The following is a 16,745-nucleotide window of genomic DNA, read 5'->3' as shown; positions in this document are numbered from 1 at the left end:
CGCCGACGGGCGAATCTGGACCCCGTGCCACACCCGTCGACCGCCACCCCGCCGCCGGACCGTCGGCCGGGCGCGCCCGGCCTGTCCGGTCCGCCCGAACTGCCGGACACGTCAGACCTGCCGGGCGTATCGGATCCGCCCTGTGCGTCGGATCTGCCGGACGCATCGGACCTGCCGGGAGCGCACGGTGCGTCCGGTCCGACCGGCACGTCCGGCGCCCTGCGCGAGCTCGGCCCGACCGCCGCGTCCGACGTGTCTGACGCGTCCGCCACACCCGACGCGTCCGCCACGGGCCCTGCTCCGTCCCGCCACGCCGCACCCGTGCCGTCCGGCTCCGAGTCCGGGGGACCGGCCCGCCTCGTCCGGCTCGGTGCGCCCCGGCCCGGACCGGCCGTGCGACGTGCGCACCGCTTCGGCGTGCCGCTCGTCCCGCTGCTCGTGGCCGCCCTGGTGGCGGGCGCCTTCCTGGCCGTCGGAAGCATGACCGAGCAGGAGCTCTCCGCCGACGGCCGACCGGGCGGCGACCGGGCCGGCGCGCCGTCACCCGTCGTCGGAGGAGACGGTGGGACCGCCGCCCCGCCGACCGGCGGGAGGTCGGCCGACACGCACGGGGACGGCAGCACGGCAGCCGGTGCCCGCACGGGCGACACGCCGACAGCCGACGTGGCGAAGGACGGCATACCGACCCGTACCGGGGCCGCGGACCCGCCCGCCCGCCCCGACGGCAGCGCGTCGGGCGGGGCACCGACCCCCTCGCGTACCGGGAGCACCGCCCCCGCGCCTCGGCCGACGACCAGCGCCACCGCGACGGGCGACGGTACGCCCGCCCGGCCCGTCTCCTTCGAGGCGCTGCGCGTCGGTGACTGCTTCGACATCGATCGCGACGCGCCGGGCACAGCCCTCCGGCGCTCCTGCGACACGCCGCACAACGCCGAACTCGTCGCCCGCCTCAGACTGACCGGCGTCCACGCCACCGACGCGGCGGTCCGGGAAGCGGCCACACTGCTGTGCCGCGAACCGCTGCGCCGCAAGGCCGCGCGGCAACCGCTCGGCACGCGCTGGACCACCTTCGTCCAGTACCCGTACCGGACCAGCTACCTCCTCGGCTCGGACACCGTCGCCTGCAGCCTGGTCGCCCCCGCCGCCACCGGCGGCACGCTCAGCGGCCGGCTTCTGTAGCCCCGGTGGCCGGGAGGTGTCTGACGGTCCCCCGCGGCGTCGCGGCGTCCGGCACGCACGCTCGCCGCGTTGCCGAAAAGCCCTAGTAGCTCCGCTACGAGGGCTCTCCGGCGCCTTGCGATCGCACGCGCCGGACGCCGCTCCTCATTCCACGGGGGATCGCCAGACACCTCCCAGGGCCGTGGCGAGGGCCGTCGCGGGATCACGGTCGGCCGGACCCGCGGGGGCCCAACGGGCGCCGGACTTGAGGTACGGCCACCAGCGCCCGTCCTCGCCGAGCCGCAGCTGCGCCTCCGCGCCCACCGCCGTCCACCGCGCGCCGCCGGCCCGTCGCAGCACCGGACGCTCGTCGTCCTCCCAGGCCTCGACGAGCCGGGCCCCTGCCCGGGCGAGCGCCTCGGCGTCCGGTGTCCACTCCTCCTCCAGTACGGCGAGGGCCGCGGCGCCCCCGAACCGCCACGCGCGTGTGGCCAGGTCGAACTCCGCCCGCGTCCGGCCCGAGGCGGTGGCGAGGCGCGCCGCGATCCAGGGCGCGGGGGAGCCGTCCGCCGCGAGCCGCACGGTGTCCTGAGCGACCGTCAGACGCCGGGGTCGTGGTGGGGCGGGGGACGTTCCCGTCGTGTCCTGCCCGAGGGCCTCGACGAACATCCGGTGCGCTCGGTCCGCCGCGTCCGAGGCGAGGAACTCCAGTGCCGCCGGGTCGATCCCCGGCCCCGGCTCCGTCTCCGTGTCCAGGGACGGCGACCTGCCCGGCGTCTCCAGGGCGGCCGGAGGGGCGGGAAGCGGCGGCAGCAGGAACTCCGCCGCATACGCCTCCTCGGCCGACACGCCGGGCATCCCACCGACACCCCCGGAGGCCGCCGTGCCGGGCGTGTCGTCCGTTCCCGGGCCGCCGCGCGCCGCACGCGAAGCGCTGCGCGACTGCAACTGGTCGATGAGCGTGCGCTCGCCACGCCCCCGCATGAGCAGCAGGACGAAGGGATCCTCGTCCATCAGACGTGCCACCTGGTAGCAGAGCGCCGCCGTGTGAGGACAGTGGTCCCACGCCTCACAGCCGCACTCCGGATCGAGGTCACCGATACCCGGGAGCAGATCGAGTCCGGCCGCCGCCGCGTCCTCCACCAGGTGCGGCGGCATCTCGCGGTCGAGCAGCGCGGCGATGTGGCCCGCGCTGTCCACGGCGAGGTCGAGGAACCGCTCCCACTCCTCCTCCGAGAACTCGCGCACCAGGACGTCGCCGCGGTACGGCGTGCCGTCGCGGTCCTTGACCACCGCTGTGATGCGGCCGGGCCGTACGGACACGGCGCCGACCGCCCCCGCGCGCGCGTGCCGGCGCCCCGCCTTGAGCTGCTGCCCGTCGAGCGCGGTGTCCTCCAGGGCCTTGAGCCAGGCACGGCCCCACCAGGTCCGGGTGAAGGTGGTGCCCGGCGCGGGCGGCAGCGCCGCGAACGTCCGCTCGTCGCCCTCGTGTCCGTAGCCGCTCATCGTCCGTCCCCTCGCAGCCGTACCAGCTCCGCCAGCTCGGCATCGGTCAGTTCGGTCAGTTCCGCGGGGGCGTCCCCGCCCGTCCCGAGGACGGTGTCCGCCAGCTCCCGCTTCCGGTCGAGCATCGTCGCGATCCGGTCCTCGACCGTCCCCTCGGCGATCAACCGGTGCACCTGCACCGGCCGGTCCTGCCCGATCCGGTACGCGCGGTCGGTGGCCTGGGCCTCCACGGCCGGGTTCCACCAGCGGTCGTAGTGCACGACGTGTTCCGCGCGGGTGAGGTTGAGGCCCGTACCGGCCGCCTTCAGGGAGAGGAGGAAGACCGGTACGTCCCCGTTCTGGAAACGGGCGACCATCGCCTCGCGCTCGGCGACCGGGGTCCCCCCGTGCAGGAACTGCGTCCGCACGCCCCGCGCCGCGAGGTGCGTCTCCAGGAGCCTGGCCATCCCCACGTACTGGGTGAAGACCAGGGTGCACGCGCCCTCGGCGAGGATCGTGTCGAGGAGTTCGTCGAGCAGCTCCAGCTTGCCCGAGCGTCCCTCGATCCGCGGCCGGTCCTCCTTGAGGTACTGGGCGGGGTGGTTGCAGATCTGCTTGAGACCGGTCAGCAGCTTCACGACCAGGCCGCGGCGCGCCATGCCGTCGGCCTCGGCGATCGCCGCCAGGGTCTCCCGTACCACCGCCTCGTAGAGACCGGCCTGTTCCGGCGTCAGGGAGACGGCCCGGTCGGTCTCCGTCTTCGGAGGCAGCTCGGGTGCGATGCCGGGGTCGGACTTGCGGCGGCGCAGCAGGAACGGACGGACGAGCGCGGCCAGTCGCGCGGCGGCGGCCGGGTCCCGGCCGCCCTCCACGGCGGCGGCGAACCGGGTCCGGAACGCGCCCAGGCTGCCGAGGAGTCCCGGCGTGGTCCAGTCGAGGATCGCCCACAGCTCGGAGAGGTTGTTCTCCACGGGCGTGCCGGACAGCGCCACGCGCGCGCGTGCGCCGATGGTCCGCAGCTGCCTGGCCGTCGCCGAGTACGGGTTCTTGACGTGCTGCGCCTCGTCCGCGACGACGAGTCCCCAGCTCCGCGCGGCGAGTCGCGCCGCGTCGAGCCGCATCGTGCCGTACGTGGTGAGGACGAAACCGCCGTCGGTCAGGTCCTCCAGGTCACGGGTCGCGCCGTGGAAGCGGCGCACCGGCGTGCCGGGCGCGAACTTCTCGATCTCCCGCTGCCAGTTGCCCATGAGGGAGGTCGGGCAGACCACGAGCGTCGGTCCCGCGGACGCCGGGTCGGACTGCCGGTGCAGATGCAGGGCGATCACCGTGATCGTCTTGCCGAGCCCCATGTCGTCCGCGAGGCAGCCGCCGAGACCCAGGGAGGTCATCCGGTGCAGCCAGTCGAGCCCGCGCAGCTGGTAGTCGCGCAGGGTCGCGGCGAGCGCCGGGGGCTGGGACACCTCGGGGCGGACGCCCTCCGGTTCGGCGAGCCGCTCCCGCAGCCGCTCCAGCCAGCCGGTCGCCGCCACCTCGACGCGCTGTCCTTCGACCTCCGTGGTGCCGGTGAGGACGGCCGAGAGGGCGTCCACCGGCGTGACCTTCCGGTCCTGCCGGGAACGGGCCCGGTGTACCTCGGCCGGGTCGACGAGCACCCAGCGGTCCCGCAGGCGGACGAGGGGCCGTCCGGCTTCGGCGAGCCGGTCGAGCTCGGCCCTGGTGAGTTCCTGATCGCCGACGGCGAAGCGCCAGTGGAAGCCGAGCAGGGCGTCGGCGGAGAGGAAGGAGGGCAGCGCGGAGGAGGAACGGGCGTCCTCGGGGTCCCCGCCGACGCCCGCGTCCTCGGGGTCCCCGCCGACGCCCGCGTCCCCGGGTTCCCCGCCGACGCCCGCGTCCCCGGGTTCCCCGGCGGGCCGGGCCCCGTCCGGGGGCCGCGGCCCTCCGTCCGTGTCCGTGTCCACCGGGCCGATCACCGCGCCGACGCTCAGCCGGTCGGCCAGTTCGCGCGGCCAGTGGACCTGGACGCCCGCCGCGGCGAGGGCCCGCCCCGCCCCGCCGAGCAGTTCCGCGACCTCCTCGTCGGCGAGTTCGACGGTGTCGGGTACAGCCGCCGTCAGAAGCGGGGCCAGCGGGGGCCAGACGCGGGCGGCGCGCCGGAGGGCGAGGAGGGCGTCCATCCGGACCCGGGGGCCGAAGGCGGTCCCGGCCCGGCCGGACCCCGCCCACACCTCCGCCGCGTCCGCGACCAGCGCCGGGTCGGCGACCGCGTGCAGTTGCGGCACCGCGCGGAACGCCGGTGCCTCCTCCGACCGGGCGTCGAAGCCGGGGAGTTCGAGCCGGAGCGACAGCCGGATGCCGGCGTCGTGCACCGCCGCCACGTCCGCCGCCCACGTCCGCTGTTCCGGAATCCGCTGCGGCTCTTCGGCCGCGAAGGCGGGCCCGCCGGCGGCGAGCGGAGCCGCCGGGGTACGGGGCAGGGTGTCCGCGACGGCGTCGGCGAAGGCGCGGAGCAGCGCCTCGGGTTCCGGAAGCAGCGGCGGCTCGTCCGACGAGAGCGGTACGGCGTGGGCCGTGGGCGGCATCGACGCGGCGAGCGTCCGTAGTTCCGCCAGGTCGTCGGGGCCGAGCGGGCCGGCTCGCCACGCGTCGACGTCGCCGGAGGTGAGGCCGGGAAGCAGCAGACCGCGTGCGACGAGGCCGAGGGAGAGGAGCGAGGCCGCGCCCCAGAAGGCGGCCGCGGGAGACGCGGTGTCGGAGAACCGGGCACGGGCGAGCAGCGGCAGGGCGTCCCGTACGGAGAGGGCGAGGGCCGGGACGGTCACGGGGCGGAGGCCCGCGCCGTCCACGACCGTGATCTCGGCGCCGGTCGGGGCCGGTCCCGAGGCGGCGTCCGGGGCGAGGCCCGGGGCGCCGACGGTGTCCGAGGCGTTCCGTGGCTCCGGCAGCGGATCGCCGTCCGGTGACCAGAACGCGATCCGGCCCGCGCGCGGCGGATCGGCGGGGAGGAAGACCGCGGAGTGGCGGGTGAGTGCGAGGGAGGGTTCCTGAGCGGTTTCGCGGGCGGAATCATCGGGTCCGTGCGACAGCGACAACGCATTCCTCAAATTTGACTACCTGGCGACTGAGCGGCCGAGGATACCTCGCGGGACCGCCTCGACGCGCATGCCGATGACGTGATTCGCACCACAGTCGTGAAGGGGTGGGGACCGCCCTACCCCCGGCCCCCGGCGCGCCCCCCGCCGTGGACGGGTGGTGACGCCATGGCCCGGGACGATCACGGATCCGTACGTTCTCCGTAGGAGCTCACCGACCGCACCGTCACCGGATCCCGACCGACAGAAACCGGAGCCCGTCATGTCCCAGGCAACCGTCCTGCCCCCGGCCGCCGCCCCAGCCGCGGCGCCCGCCCGTGCCAGGGGCGGCAGCGAGTTCACCCCGCTCCTGCGGACGGTGCGGGAACAGGGCCTTCTCGAGCACCGCCCCGGCTGGTACGCCCGGGGGATCGCCGTCAACCTCCTCGGCATCGCCGCCGTGGTGACCGGCGTTGCCCTGATCGGCCCCTCCTGGTGGGCGCTGCCGCTCGCCGTACCCCTCGCGCTGCTCTCCGCCCGGGTCGCCTTCGTCGGCCACGACGCCGGTCACGCCCAGATCACCGCGCACCGCAAGATCAGCCGGATCGTCCAGCTCGTCCACGCCAACCTCCTCCTCGGCATGAGCCGGGAGTGGTGGAACGACAAGCACAACCGCCACCACGCCCACCCCAACCACCTCGACAAGGATCCGGACGTCGCGGCCGACATCCTCGTCTTCGCCGAGCACCAGACGGCCGGCCGCAAGGGCCTGCGCGGCTTCCTCACCCGCCACCAGGCCTGGCTGTTCTTCCCGCTGACGACCCTGGAGGGCATCGCGCTCAAGGTGTACGGCGTCCAGGCGCTGCTGTCGAGGAACGGCCCCTGCCGCACCCGGCGCGAGCGCTTCGTCGAAGGCGCGCTGCTCCTCGCCCACTTCGCCGGCTACACGGCCCTGCTCCTCGCCTTCCTCACCCCCGTACAGGCACTGGCCTTCGCCCTCGTCCACCAGATGCTGTTCGGCGTGCACCTGGGCATGGCCTTCGCCCCGAACCACAAGGGCATGGAGCGGCCGGACGAGCGCGAGGACGGCGACAGCTGGGGCCATCTGCGGCGCCAGGTGCTCACCTCGCGCAACATCAGGGGCGGTGCCCTGACCGACTGGTTCCTCGGCGGGCTCAACTACCAGGTCGAGCACCACCTCTTCCCGAGCATGCCGCGTCCCCACCTGCGCCTCGCCCAGCCCGCCGTCCGCGCCCACTGCGCCGCCCTGGGCGTGCCGTACACGGAGACCGGCTTCGTGGACTCGTACCGGCAGGCCCTCGGCCATCTCCACGAAGTGGGCGCGCCGCTGCGCTCCGAGTGGGCCGAGTAGGGTCGGGGACGATCACTCATGGTGTGATCATCGGTCCGGCGGTCGGGAACGCGTCCGCCGGAGAGCGGAGAAGGGGAGCTCCTCGACATGAGCGACGGCAGTCACGCCACGGTCACGACGGTCAGCAGCAACGGCACCTACTCGTTCACCAAGCCCAACCGGCAGGGCATCACCCTCCTCGCCGGGCTCGGCGTGGAGGGCGACGTCCACGCGGGCGTGACGGTCAAGCACCGCTCCCGCGTCGCCCAGGACCCGACCCGGCCCAACCTGCGTCAGGTCCACCTCATCCAGGCCGAGCTCTTCGACGAGGTGGCCGGCGCCGGTTTCGACGTCGCCCCCGGCGACCTCGGCGAGAACGTCACGACCCGGGGGATCGACCTCCTCGGCCTGCCCACCGGCACCCGCCTCCACCTCGGCGCCGAAGCCGTCGTCGAGGTCACCGGACTGCGCAACCCCTGCGCCCAGATCGACAACTTCCGGCACGGACTGCTCAAGCAGGTCCTCGGCCGTGACGAGAACGGCGAGATCGTGCGCAAGGCCGGGATCATGGGCGTCGTCCTCACCGGCGGGGAGGTGCGGCCCGGCGACCCGGTCCGCGCCGAGCTGCCCGAGGGGCCGCACCGCCCACTGGAAAAGGTCTGAGCCGCGAACGCCTCTTCCGCACCGTCGGTGGTCACTCCTCCAGAGCGCAGGAGTTGACCACGTCACCGCTCGCGGGCCGCGCGATCGTACGGTCGGCGGGCGGTGCCGTACCGTCCTCGACCCAGCGCGTCAGCGCGTCGAACGCCGAGCGGTAGCACGGCAGGATCGGACGCAGCAGGTCCGGGTAGGTGTCGTACAGACCGTCGGCGTGCGTCCCGCCCCGCACCGTGTAGTACCGGTGCAGTCCGCCCCGGCCCCGCGCGTCGGTCATCCGGGCGTACACGTCGGAATCCGTGGAGATCGGCAGCAGGGCGTCCAGGTCGCCGTGGAGCGTGATGAGCGGCTTGCCGATCCGGCCGGTGAGCGCGACCTTCGCGACGGCCCGGTGGACGGACGCGGGCCGGGAGGCGTAGTCGTAGGAGGCGTCCGAGGCGCAGGGCGCGAAGATCCGCTCCGCCGTCCCGCCGGCGGTGGAGCCGGGGCAGGCCGGATCGTACGAGGGATCGAACTCGGCCCGGAAGACCTTCTGCGTCAGTCCCCAGTACGCCTTCTCGTGGTACGGCCACAGGAAGCGCGACTCCGGCGCGAAGCCCGCACCGGCCATCTCCTCGTCGGAGGCCTGCCCGAACGACCTGGCCACCGTCACCGGCAGGCTCATCAGGAGGTTGGGGCCGCGGGTGGTCCACAGCACCCCCTCCCAGTCGACCCCGCCGTCGTACAGCTCGGGCCGGTTCTCCAGCTGCCAGCGCGTCAGATAGCCGCCGTTGGAGATCCCGGTCATGTACGTGCGCTCCGGGGCCCGGCCGTAACGCTGCCGTACGGCCTTCTTGGCGGCCCGCGTCAGCTCGGTCACCCGCCGGTTCCACTCGGCGACCGCGTCGCCCGGCCCCCGGCCGTCGGTGAAGAAGTCGGGACCGGTGTTGCCCTTGTCGGTGGCGGCGTAGGCGAAACCGCGGGACAGGACCTGGTCGGAGATGAGCGTGTCCGTGGCGTACTGACGCCGGGTACCCGGCGCGCCGGTGACGACGAGCCCGCCGTTCCAGTCGTCGGGCAGCCGGATGACGAACTGCGCGTCGTGGGCCCAGCCGTGGGTGGCGTTGAGGCGCGAGTCGTCGGGGAAGTAGCCGTCGATCTGGACTCCCGGCACCCCGGAGGGGTTACGGGTCCCCTTGGCGGCGAGACCGGCCTGGTCCGCCATGTCGGTGTACGGCGTACCGGCGAGCCCGGCGGTCGTCAGATCGTCCAGGCAGGCGGACCGCTGGTGCTCGGCTCCGGGTACCCGGAGCAGGTCCTGCCGCGCGCAGTGCGCGGCGGCCCGCTCCTCCGCACCGGCGGAGCTCGCGGGGGCGAGGACGGTGACCCCTGTCAGGAGCGCGGCGAACAGGGAGACGCCTGGGAGCAGGCGCATGGTGGGCCTCCGTGGGGACGAGGGAGAGGGGTGCGGCGCCACATCCTGCGGCGCGCCCCTGCCGCCGGGCCATGGTTCCGGACCACACCTCGGGCCTTCGTCCCGTGTGGGGAGAGCCGATCAGGAAGGACGTACGGCCATCGCGTCGAGCCCTTCGAGGAGCGCGGGCAGCCGAGGCCCCCGGGCCACCGGCAGGACCTCTCCCGGCAGTTCGTCGAGCAGGACGAAGGCCATGTCGTCCTTCCGTGCCACGAGCGACCAGCCGGGGCCGTCCGCGCGCAGCGTCCGCACGCCCCCCTCCTCACCGGCGTCGGACCGCACCCGCCCGACCGGCGGCGGCTCCTCCAGATAGCCCTGGAGCTCGTCGAGCACCCTGCGGACACCGTCGTACGGGTCACGGGCGGCGCCGCCCGGCGCGGCGGCCGCACCATCGGAGCCGCGCGGACCATTGGCGTCCCGCGGGCCATCGGCGTCACGCGGGCCGCGGGCGGGAGTCACCGCGGCGGACGGCTCCGCCGGCCACTCCCCGGCCGCGGGCACGTTGGTCACCTGGGCCCGCCAGGCAGCCCATCGCCTGGCCACCTCGTCGGCGCCGAGGCGACGCTGGGCCGGTCCCCACTCGTCGTCCGAAGGCGGCACGAGCGGCGCGGGATCGCCCTCCTCCGGCTCCGGGTCGTGCGGGGCCGGTACACCCGGCGCGCTGGTCACCACGGCGAGCGGCCACCCCGGCAGCCCGGCCACCACCGAGTGCTCGCCGGGGGAGAGGTCGTAGGCCATGCCGCAGTCCCAGGAGGAGATGGCCACCGCGACGAGCGACACGTCGTCGACCACGACCGTCCAGCGCGCCCCGAGCCCGTCCTGGCCGAACACGAGCCCGTACCCCTCCGCGTACGGCTCGAGGCCGAGCGCCGCACAGGCGGCCGGGTAGTCGTCACCGAGCACGCTCGGGAAGCGCGCGGGCGTCAGCAGCGCCGCGGTCAGCACAAACAGCGCGTCGGCGTCGCCGACGGCCTCGGTGATCGGGTCCGTCCCAGCCACGCATGCCTCCCCATCTGGTCGTCGGCGCACCTTAACCAGTGAGTAGCCGCGCCTGTCCAGAGTGAGGAGCCGTGACCTGCGTCGCCGTGACGGACGCCCGCGTCCCGAACGCATCTCGGGGAAGATGTCGCGACAACCCCTGGGAAAGGGGAGGGGACAGGGCAAGGGAGCTCCCGAGGCGCGGGCCTCCACCGTGCTCACGCTCGCGGTACCCCGCCCCGCCCCGAACGACGGCCCCGGCGCCCTGGCCCGGCAACCGGGCTCGGCACCCCGGTCCGGCGCCCCGCCCCGGAACACGGCACCGGGGCGGGGCCGACGGACATCGGCGACCGCCCCGGTGCCGCGTCCGCCGCCTCACTCCTCGTCGCGCAGCCCGCCCGCCAGGGCGGACAGCGGCTCGGCCTCCTCGGTGCGGCCCAGGGCGGTCAGGTGGGAGACCGCCGCGTCGAGGCGGGTCAGAGCGGGGGCGGGGCGTTCCAGGTAGATGCCCTCCACGGCGCTCGTGAGCCGGACGCACTCGGCCCACTCGCCGACGTGGTCATCCTCCGGTCCCGGCTCACCGAGCAGGGCGAGGGCCTTCTCCAGGGCGGCAAGGGCGTCCGCGTACTCACCGGCGAAGGCGTTCACCCGCCCGTACTCGTAGGCCAGGGCGCTGTCCAGGGAACGGCCACGGGCCTCGTACGCCGCGGCACGGGCCTCGTCGGCGACCTTGTCGGCGTCGGCGAGAAAGACGAGAGCGCCCGGCAGGCCGTCGGGGCCCTGCCGCTGTGCCTGGAGGCGGGCCAGTTCGCGAAGGCAGTTGCTGAGCTGCTCGTAGCGAGGGGCCCGGGCATGGGCGGCGAGTGCCTGGTCCACGACGCCGCGGGCCCGGTCGAAGTCACCGGCCTCGCCGAGGAGCACGGCCGTCTCCGCGGCGATCATGGCGTGGCTGCCCGGGTCGTCGTCCCAGCCGGCCGACTCGGCCGCGAGGGCGACGAACTCCGCCGTGGCGGCCTTGAGGTCCTCCCCCGAGTGCAGCGCGCGGGCGCGGGTCAGCCGCAGCTGGGCGACGAGCCGGTCGTCCAGCTCCCCGGCGGCGACGTCCGGTTCGGCCAGGAGGGAGTCGAGCAGTGCGATGCAGTCCTCGACCCGGCCCAGGTCCAGGCTGAGCTGGGCCGCGTTGCTGTAGGTGCAGAACGCTTCCGTCCGGTTGCCGCGGCGCAGCCCCAGCTCGGCGGAGCGGGTCAGCTGCCGCAGCGCCTCGTCAGGGCGGCCCAGGTGCATGCAGGTCTCGGCCAGGTCGCTGTGGAGGCGGGCGGTGTCGATGGTGTCGGCCGGCCAGTCGGCGGCCAGGCGCAGGGCCTCGGTCAGATCCCTGTGCGCGGTCTCGGCGTCCCGCAGCCCGAGCTGGAGCCGGCCGCGCAGCCCGAGCGTGCGGGGCAGGTGCCAGGCGGGGCCGTGCGCCCTCAGCCGGTCGAGCAGGGCGTCGATCTCGGTGACCGCGCCGGGCAGGTCCCCGGACATGGCGTGGGTGCTGGCCCGTAGCAGCAGGGCGTTCGACATCTGCCCGGCGAGGTCGTGCCGGGTGGCGAACGACTGGAGCAGGTCCACCTCGGCGAGGACCGGAGCGATGTGCTCCTCGCTCCCCGACGTCTGCAGGCGCAGGCCGAGCGAGGTCGCCCGCATGCGCAGCAGGCGGGCCTCCTGGTACGGGGTGAGACCGGGTGTCTCCTCGTGCAGGCGGACCATGGCCTCGTGGGCGGCGGTGAACGCGCCCGCCTTCGACCCGGGCCCGCCGGCGCCTTCCGCGGCGATCGCGGCGGCGCCGTCCGCGGTGGTTTCGGCGGTGGCTCCGGCGCCGGTCTCGGCCGTGGCCCCCGTGGCGGTCCCGACCGGGGTCTCGGCAATGGTCTCGGCCCCTGCGAGCAGGGCGGCGGCGCGCTCGACCGCCGCGTCACCCGGCTCTCCGGCGTCCTCGTACAGACCTGCGGCCTCCTCGTGGAGGGCGGCGGCGACGGCGTAGTCGTCGTCGCCCACCCGGCTCGCCTCGTCGGCCAGCAGGTCGGCGCGCAGCCGTACGAGCGGACCGACGGCCGGGTCGTCGGGGTGGACGTAGCCGCGGGCGGTGGCGAGGGCACGCAGCCGCGCCCAGCAGGCCTGCGCGTCCGGATGCCCCCGCGCGTCCAGGGCCCGCGCCCTGACGATGAGCTCCGGCAGCGACTCGGGCTCGGCGGCGGCCGCGCGGGCGGCGGGCGCGGCGACCGGGACCGCCGGGGCCACGTCGTCGAGGCCGCGGGCGCGCAGGGACAGTTCCAGCGCCTCCAGGAGCGGGCCACGGGCGAGCCGGACCCCGCGGCGGTCGGTGTGGGCCGTGGTCCCGTTCCGCGCGTCGAAGCGGGCGGCGAGGTCGTCGGCGCGGTTGCGCACCTCGGCGCACAGGCCGCTCACCGTCCAGGCACGGCCCGCGTATCCGGCGGCGGGAAGCCCGCCGTGGCCGAGGGCCTCCACACGCCGCAGGAGGACCTCCACGCCGGTGAGGAAGTCGAGCAGGTCCAGCGGCGAGTCGACCTCGTCGAACAGGTTCCGGTTCTCCGCGAGCAGTTCGAGGCCGCGTGCCTCGTTGCCGGTCAGCGCGCAGAACTCCAGGTGCCGGCCCACCTCCCCGGACATCGCGGGGTTGCGGCGGCAGGCGCGGTAGCCGGCCAGGTGCAGCTCGCGGGCCTGGTCGGTGCGACCGGTGCGCAGCACGGGCAGCAGCGCGTACGAGACGGAACGGGCCGGCTCCTCCTGGCAGGACTGCTTCCCCGCCAGTACCGGCTCCCAGGCGCGCAGCGCCCGCTCGTCGTCGCCCGCCGCGAGGTGGTGGAGGGCGCGCTCGCAGATCTCACAGGCCTCGCAGTCGCTCAGCCGGGTGCGGGCGCGGCCCGCCCACAGCTCGTAGGCGAGGGCCGTGTCCTCACCGAGGTGGGCGGCGAGCTGGTACGTCTGCCCGTAGTAGGGCTGGAGGCCGAGCCCGGCCTTCTCGTACCGGTCGCGCATCTCCGTGAGCCACTGGCGCAGACCGGCCAGCGGAACCTCGGGCAGCGCGCGCAGGGCGTTGGCCACCCACTTGAACCGCCAGAACAACGTGTGGCGCAGCCGCTCGTCGAAGACGTCGGGCTGCTCGTCGAAGAGGGTGAGCAGCCGGGCGAAGACGACGGGCGACTTCCGGGGTTCGGAGCCGTAGGTGTACGCCTCCTGGAGCTCGAACAGGGCACGGACCAGCGCGACGGGCTCCGCGAACTGCTCGGCGGCGTCGACCAGTTCCTCGGCGGTGACGGTGCGGGTACGGCCGTAGGGACGCCGGTCGTTCTCCTGGAGCGCCCGGTACAGCTCGTCGGTGGTCTGGGGTGCGGCGGTCGGCATCGTCAGCTGTCCTTGCGGAGGGCGTGGGCGAGGAGGTCGAGGAAGGAACGGTTGATGAGGCTCGATTCGGCGGGCCTGAGCGGGCGCCGGGACAGCAGCGCGGCCTGCCCGTAGAGGGCTTCGGCGCTGGTGCGGGCCAGTTCCGGCTCGGCGATGGCGACGGCGGTGCGGACCAGTGGGTTGAGCTGGTTGAGGATCAGCTGGGCCCGCGGGGCCTCCTGGCGCAGGGCGCCGAGGATGTCGCCCCACAGGCCGCCCTCCTGTTCACGGGCGAGCTGGGAGCGGGTGCGCTCGTGCCGGGCCTCGCGGCTGTCGACGAGGAGGGCGGGGGCGGAGGCGGGCTGGAAGGTGCGCAGCGCGACGTCGCAGTCGAAGACGGCGAGGGCGTCACGGGCCAGGGCGAGGTAGGCCGCGGCGGCCAGTTCCGTCTCCCGGTCGACGGGGTCGAGATGGGCGGTGAGGGTCGCCGGGTCGAGATCGGCGACGTTGACCTCGGGCCGGATCTCGGGCAGCCGGTGGACCAGTTCACGGTCGTAGGTGTAGCCGCCGTTGACGACGCCGAGCCCGGCGGCCGAGGCGATCGCCGCGACCTGCCGGAACTCCTCCACGCTCGACGTGACGAGCACCGTGCGGTGGGTGCGGGCGAACTCGTCCAGGGTGGTGTGCCCGTCGGTGGTCTCGAACGGCAGCCAGGGCAGCAGCATCCGCAGGATCTCGTCGTCGTGCACCGCCAGCGACTTCACGGCCAGGTGGTGGGCCTGGAGGAAGCGGGCGAGCAGGTCCGGGTCGCTGGCGGCGGCCCGGGCGATCCACCCGCGCAGCCGCTCGGCGAGGGCGTCGCGGACGGCGGCGAGGGTGTCGTCCTCGTACAGGGACTCGCGGGACGCCGTCGGGCGCAGGCTCTCGGCGTCGACGACGCAGCGGACGAAGAACGCCCACTCGGGCAGGATCTCCTCGGCCTGCTCCGACAGCAGCATGCCCTTGACGTGCACGCGGTGGCCGTGGCGGCGCCCGGCCGGCACCGTCTCGGGCAGTACGCACGCGATGCCCTTCAGACCTACGGCCGGCAGATCCAGCTCGATGGTGTCCAGCGGCTTGAACCCGAAGACCTCCTCGCCGTACGCGGCCAGCGCGCGGGAGCGGGATCCCGGTGTCGGGTACGTACGGGCCCAGGGCGCGGGCTCGGGGTTGACGGGTGAGCCCGGACCGCCGCCCCTGCCGTCGTCGAAGGTCACCGGGTGGCGCAGCAGGGAGCCGAAGTGCCGGGCCAGTTCCCGCACCCGCGCCGGCCGGGTCCACTCGGCCGCGTCGGCGCGCGGCGTCAGCGTGACGGTGGTGCCGGGGCGGGGCCGGGCGGAGGCGGGCAGGGTGCGAACGGTGTAGCTCCCGTCGCCGCGGCCCCGCCACTCCACGGCGGGGGCGCCGGGCGTCCGGGCGGAGCGGCTCAGGACGTGGATCTCGTCCGCGACCAGGAAGCAGGAGAGCAGTCCGATGCCGAACTGGCCGATGAAGTCGCCGCGCCGCTCGGTGATCTGCTCCACGCGCTTGCTGCTGCGGCCGATCGTGGCGAGGAAGGTGTGCACGTCGGCCTCGGTGAGACCGACGCCGTCGTCCTCGACGCGTACCACCGCGCCGTCGGCGTACAGACGGATGCCGAAGGCGTCGTCGGCGGCGGCCGGTTCGATGCCGTGCCGGGCGGTCAGCGCGTCCACCGCGTTCTGCAGGAGTTCGCGCAGATAGACGCGGGGGCTGGAGTAGAGGTGGTGGGAGAGGAGGTCGACGAGGCCGCGCAGATCCACCTGGAAGGTGCGGTCGGCGCCGGCCGGGTTCGCGGCGGTTTCGGGCAGGTTCATCGGGCAGTCCGGGGTGCGAGAGGCGGCAGGCTACGGGTGGTGTGGGAGGCACGAGAGGTACGGGGGTGCGCGAGGCGGCGGGCCACGGGCGCGGCGGAGACGGGTGAGGCGGCGGGCTGCGGGCTGCGGGCGGAGCGGGACGAGGCGGGGCGGGGCGGGGTGAGGCGGGGCGGGGCGGGGTGAGGTGAGGCGGGGTCGGCGTCGTGCTCAGGCGCGCCGGTGGCGGCGGGCGAACTCCTTCTCGGGCTCCGCGAAGTAGCTCCACGGCCAACTGACGTAGGCGCCGTCGAGCGCTTGGAACACCCGCCGGACCGTGTGCCGCTCACCCGCGAGCGACAGGGCCATGGCGAACATGTTGAAGTCGTACTGCCAGCCCGGACGTCGTACGTAGGCGGGGTGGAGGACGCTGTGATCGGCCGCGTCCCGCAGCTCGGACCGGATCGCCGGATCCACCAGGCAGTCCTCTCGGTCCGACTCGACCCAGTCCTCGATGTGCGCCATGGCGATCACACAGCCGAGCCGGTGTCCCTGCGGCGCCCGGGCGAGCGCGTCACGGGCGAATGCCACGGCCTGGCCGGGCTCGCCGCCCCAGCGGGGCTGTGACTGCGACACCCACTCGAGGTGGCTCTCCAGGTCCAGCGGGTCACGGCGCAGGGCGGCGTCGAACCGGGCCTCGTTGACGGCGGCGCCCAGCGACATGCCGCGGCCGGAGGTGAGGAGGCGGCGCCACGGCGTGACCCACTCCGGTCGCGCCTCCGCGGCCTCGAGCAGCTGCTCCTCTGCGATGTGGAGCCGCTCGTGGAAGATCCGCCACTGCTCCTGCGTGACGTCCGCGGCACGCGCGGCGGTGCGCGCCTCCCAGCCCCATGCGATGTGGCGCGCACCGGATATCAGCAGGGCGGTCGCCCGGTGCTCCTTGTCCTCCTCGACGGCCCGGCCGATCCAGTCCTGGACGCCGTCCATGTCGGCGAGCTCGCCCAGGACGTGATGGTCACGGCCGATGTCGAAGGGGGCCAGCGCCGCCTTGACCGCCTCCCAGTCACCCGCGTCGGCCGCCTCCACCAGCGCGAGCACCCGCCGGTCCCCGAGCGCGCGCAGGGTGTACATCCCGCTTTTCTGTCTGCGCGGGACGGGAAGGGCGTGCGGATCCGCCGCCGGACTCTCCGCACCCCTGCCGAACACCTTGCCGAACATTGCCGCGTCCTCCCCAGGCCCCGTGTACGAGTCCGGTGCAGCATAAGCGGGCCCACCGACACCGTTGCCACCGGGTTTCCACCGGTGCTTCACCTGACGGGAGACGTGACGGGGTGTCTGTCAGCGGCCGGTGCCAGGCTCTG

At 74.7% G+C, this 16,745-nt stretch carries 10 protein-coding genes; 3 read left to right on the top strand and 7 right to left on the bottom strand.

Features of this window, described 5'->3' with window-relative positions:
- Nucleotides 1–393 precede the first annotated feature (393 nt).
- Nucleotides 394–1,179 carry a hypothetical protein gene (locus ACFWUY_RS11195; RefSeq protein WP_384105409.1) on the top strand — a complete coding sequence of 262 codons (786 nt, stop codon included), beginning with the start codon at nt 394–396 and terminating at the stop codon, nt 1,177–1,179.
- 144 nt (nt 1,180–1,323) lie between these two features.
- Here the strand turns inward: ACFWUY_RS11195 and ACFWUY_RS11190 are convergent, their stop codons facing one another.
- Both ACFWUY_RS11190 and ACFWUY_RS11185 read right to left on the bottom strand, forming a co-directional pair.
- The gene (locus ACFWUY_RS11190; protein ID WP_384105407.1) at nt 1,324–2,664 is read right to left on the bottom strand and encodes an SWF or SNF family helicase; all 1,341 of its coding nucleotides are present in this window, start codon (nt 2,662–2,664) and stop codon (nt 1,324–1,326) included.
- Nucleotides 2,661–5,726 carry an SNF2-related protein gene (locus ACFWUY_RS11185; RefSeq protein WP_384105546.1) on the bottom strand — a complete coding sequence of 1,022 codons (3,066 nt, stop codon included), beginning with the start codon at nt 5,724–5,726 and terminating at the stop codon, nt 2,661–2,663. The genes ACFWUY_RS11190 and ACFWUY_RS11185 overlap by 4 nt, the downstream gene beginning before the upstream one ends.
- A 268-nt stretch (nt 5,727–5,994) precedes the next feature.
- Between ACFWUY_RS11185 and ACFWUY_RS11180 the strand changes: the two genes are divergently transcribed.
- Nucleotides 5,995–7,083: a fatty acid desaturase family protein gene (locus tag ACFWUY_RS11180; RefSeq protein ID WP_384105404.1), complete on the top strand. Its 1,089-nt coding sequence runs from the start codon at nt 5,995–5,997 to the stop codon at nt 7,081–7,083.
- A gap of 87 nt (nt 7,084–7,170) precedes the next feature.
- Nucleotides 7,171–7,725: an MOSC domain-containing protein gene (locus ACFWUY_RS11175; protein WP_384105401.1), complete on the top strand. Its 555-nt coding sequence runs from the start codon at nt 7,171–7,173 to the stop codon at nt 7,723–7,725.
- 31 nt (nt 7,726–7,756) lie between these two features.
- Here the strand turns inward: ACFWUY_RS11175 and ACFWUY_RS11170 are convergent, their stop codons facing one another.
- From ACFWUY_RS11170 to ACFWUY_RS11150, 5 genes are all read right to left on the bottom strand, one after another.
- Nucleotides 7,757–9,133: a tannase/feruloyl esterase family alpha/beta hydrolase gene (locus ACFWUY_RS11170; RefSeq protein ID WP_384105399.1), complete on the bottom strand. Its 1,377-nt coding sequence runs from the start codon at nt 9,131–9,133 to the stop codon at nt 7,757–7,759.
- 120 nt (nt 9,134–9,253) lie between these two features.
- Entirely contained in the window at nt 9,254–10,171 is a 918-nt protein-coding gene (locus ACFWUY_RS11165; RefSeq protein ID WP_384105396.1) for a hypothetical protein, read from the bottom strand.
- 354 nt (nt 10,172–10,525) lie between these two features.
- Nucleotides 10,526–13,555 (bottom strand): hypothetical protein, encoded by a 3,030-nt coding sequence (locus tag ACFWUY_RS11160; RefSeq protein WP_384105393.1) that lies wholly within the window; start codon nt 13,553–13,555, stop codon nt 10,526–10,528.
- A 2-nt stretch (nt 13,556–13,557) separates the two neighbouring features.
- Nucleotides 13,558–15,408, bottom strand: a complete 1,851-nt coding sequence (locus tag ACFWUY_RS11155; protein WP_384105390.1) for an HSP90 family protein — start codon at nt 15,406–15,408, stop codon at nt 13,558–13,560.
- Between the two features lie 207 nt (nt 15,409–15,615).
- The gene (locus tag ACFWUY_RS11150; RefSeq protein ID WP_384105387.1) at nt 15,616–16,602 is read right to left on the bottom strand and encodes a hypothetical protein; all 987 of its coding nucleotides are present in this window, start codon (nt 16,600–16,602) and stop codon (nt 15,616–15,618) included.
- Nucleotides 16,603–16,745 lie beyond the last annotated feature (143 nt).

Origin of the sequence: Streptomyces sp. NPDC058664, from assembly GCF_042716635.1 — a bacterium.
In the GTDB taxonomy this organism is placed as follows: Bacteria; Actinomycetota; Actinomycetes; order Streptomycetales; family Streptomycetaceae; genus Streptomyces.
This window is presented reverse-complemented; position numbering and strand designations above follow the sequence as displayed.

Bases quoted from the DNA above. Each gene is read 5' to 3' on its own strand.
- ACFWUY_RS11190 (WP_384105407.1), bottom strand. From the start codon at position 2,664: ATGAGCGGCTACGGACACGAGGGCGACGAGCGGACGTTCGCGGCGCTG.
- ACFWUY_RS11180 (WP_384105404.1), top strand. From the start codon at position 5,995: ATGTCCCAGGCAACCGTCCTGCCCCCGGCCGCCGCCCCAGCCGCGGCG.
- ACFWUY_RS11175 (WP_384105401.1), top strand. From the start codon at position 7,171: ATGAGCGACGGCAGTCACGCCACGGTCACGACGGTCAGCAGCAACGGC.
- ACFWUY_RS11170 (WP_384105399.1), bottom strand. From the start codon at position 9,133: ATGCGCCTGCTCCCAGGCGTCTCCCTGTTCGCCGCGCTCCTGACAGGG.
- ACFWUY_RS11160 (WP_384105393.1), bottom strand. From the start codon at position 13,555: ATGCCGACCGCCGCACCCCAGACCACCGACGAGCTGTACCGGGCGCTC.
- ACFWUY_RS11155 (WP_384105390.1), bottom strand. From the start codon at position 15,408: ATGAACCTGCCCGAAACCGCCGCGAACCCGGCCGGCGCCGACCGCACC.
- ACFWUY_RS11150 (WP_384105387.1), bottom strand. From the start codon at position 16,602: ATGTTCGGCAAGGTGTTCGGCAGGGGTGCGGAGAGTCCGGCGGCGGAT.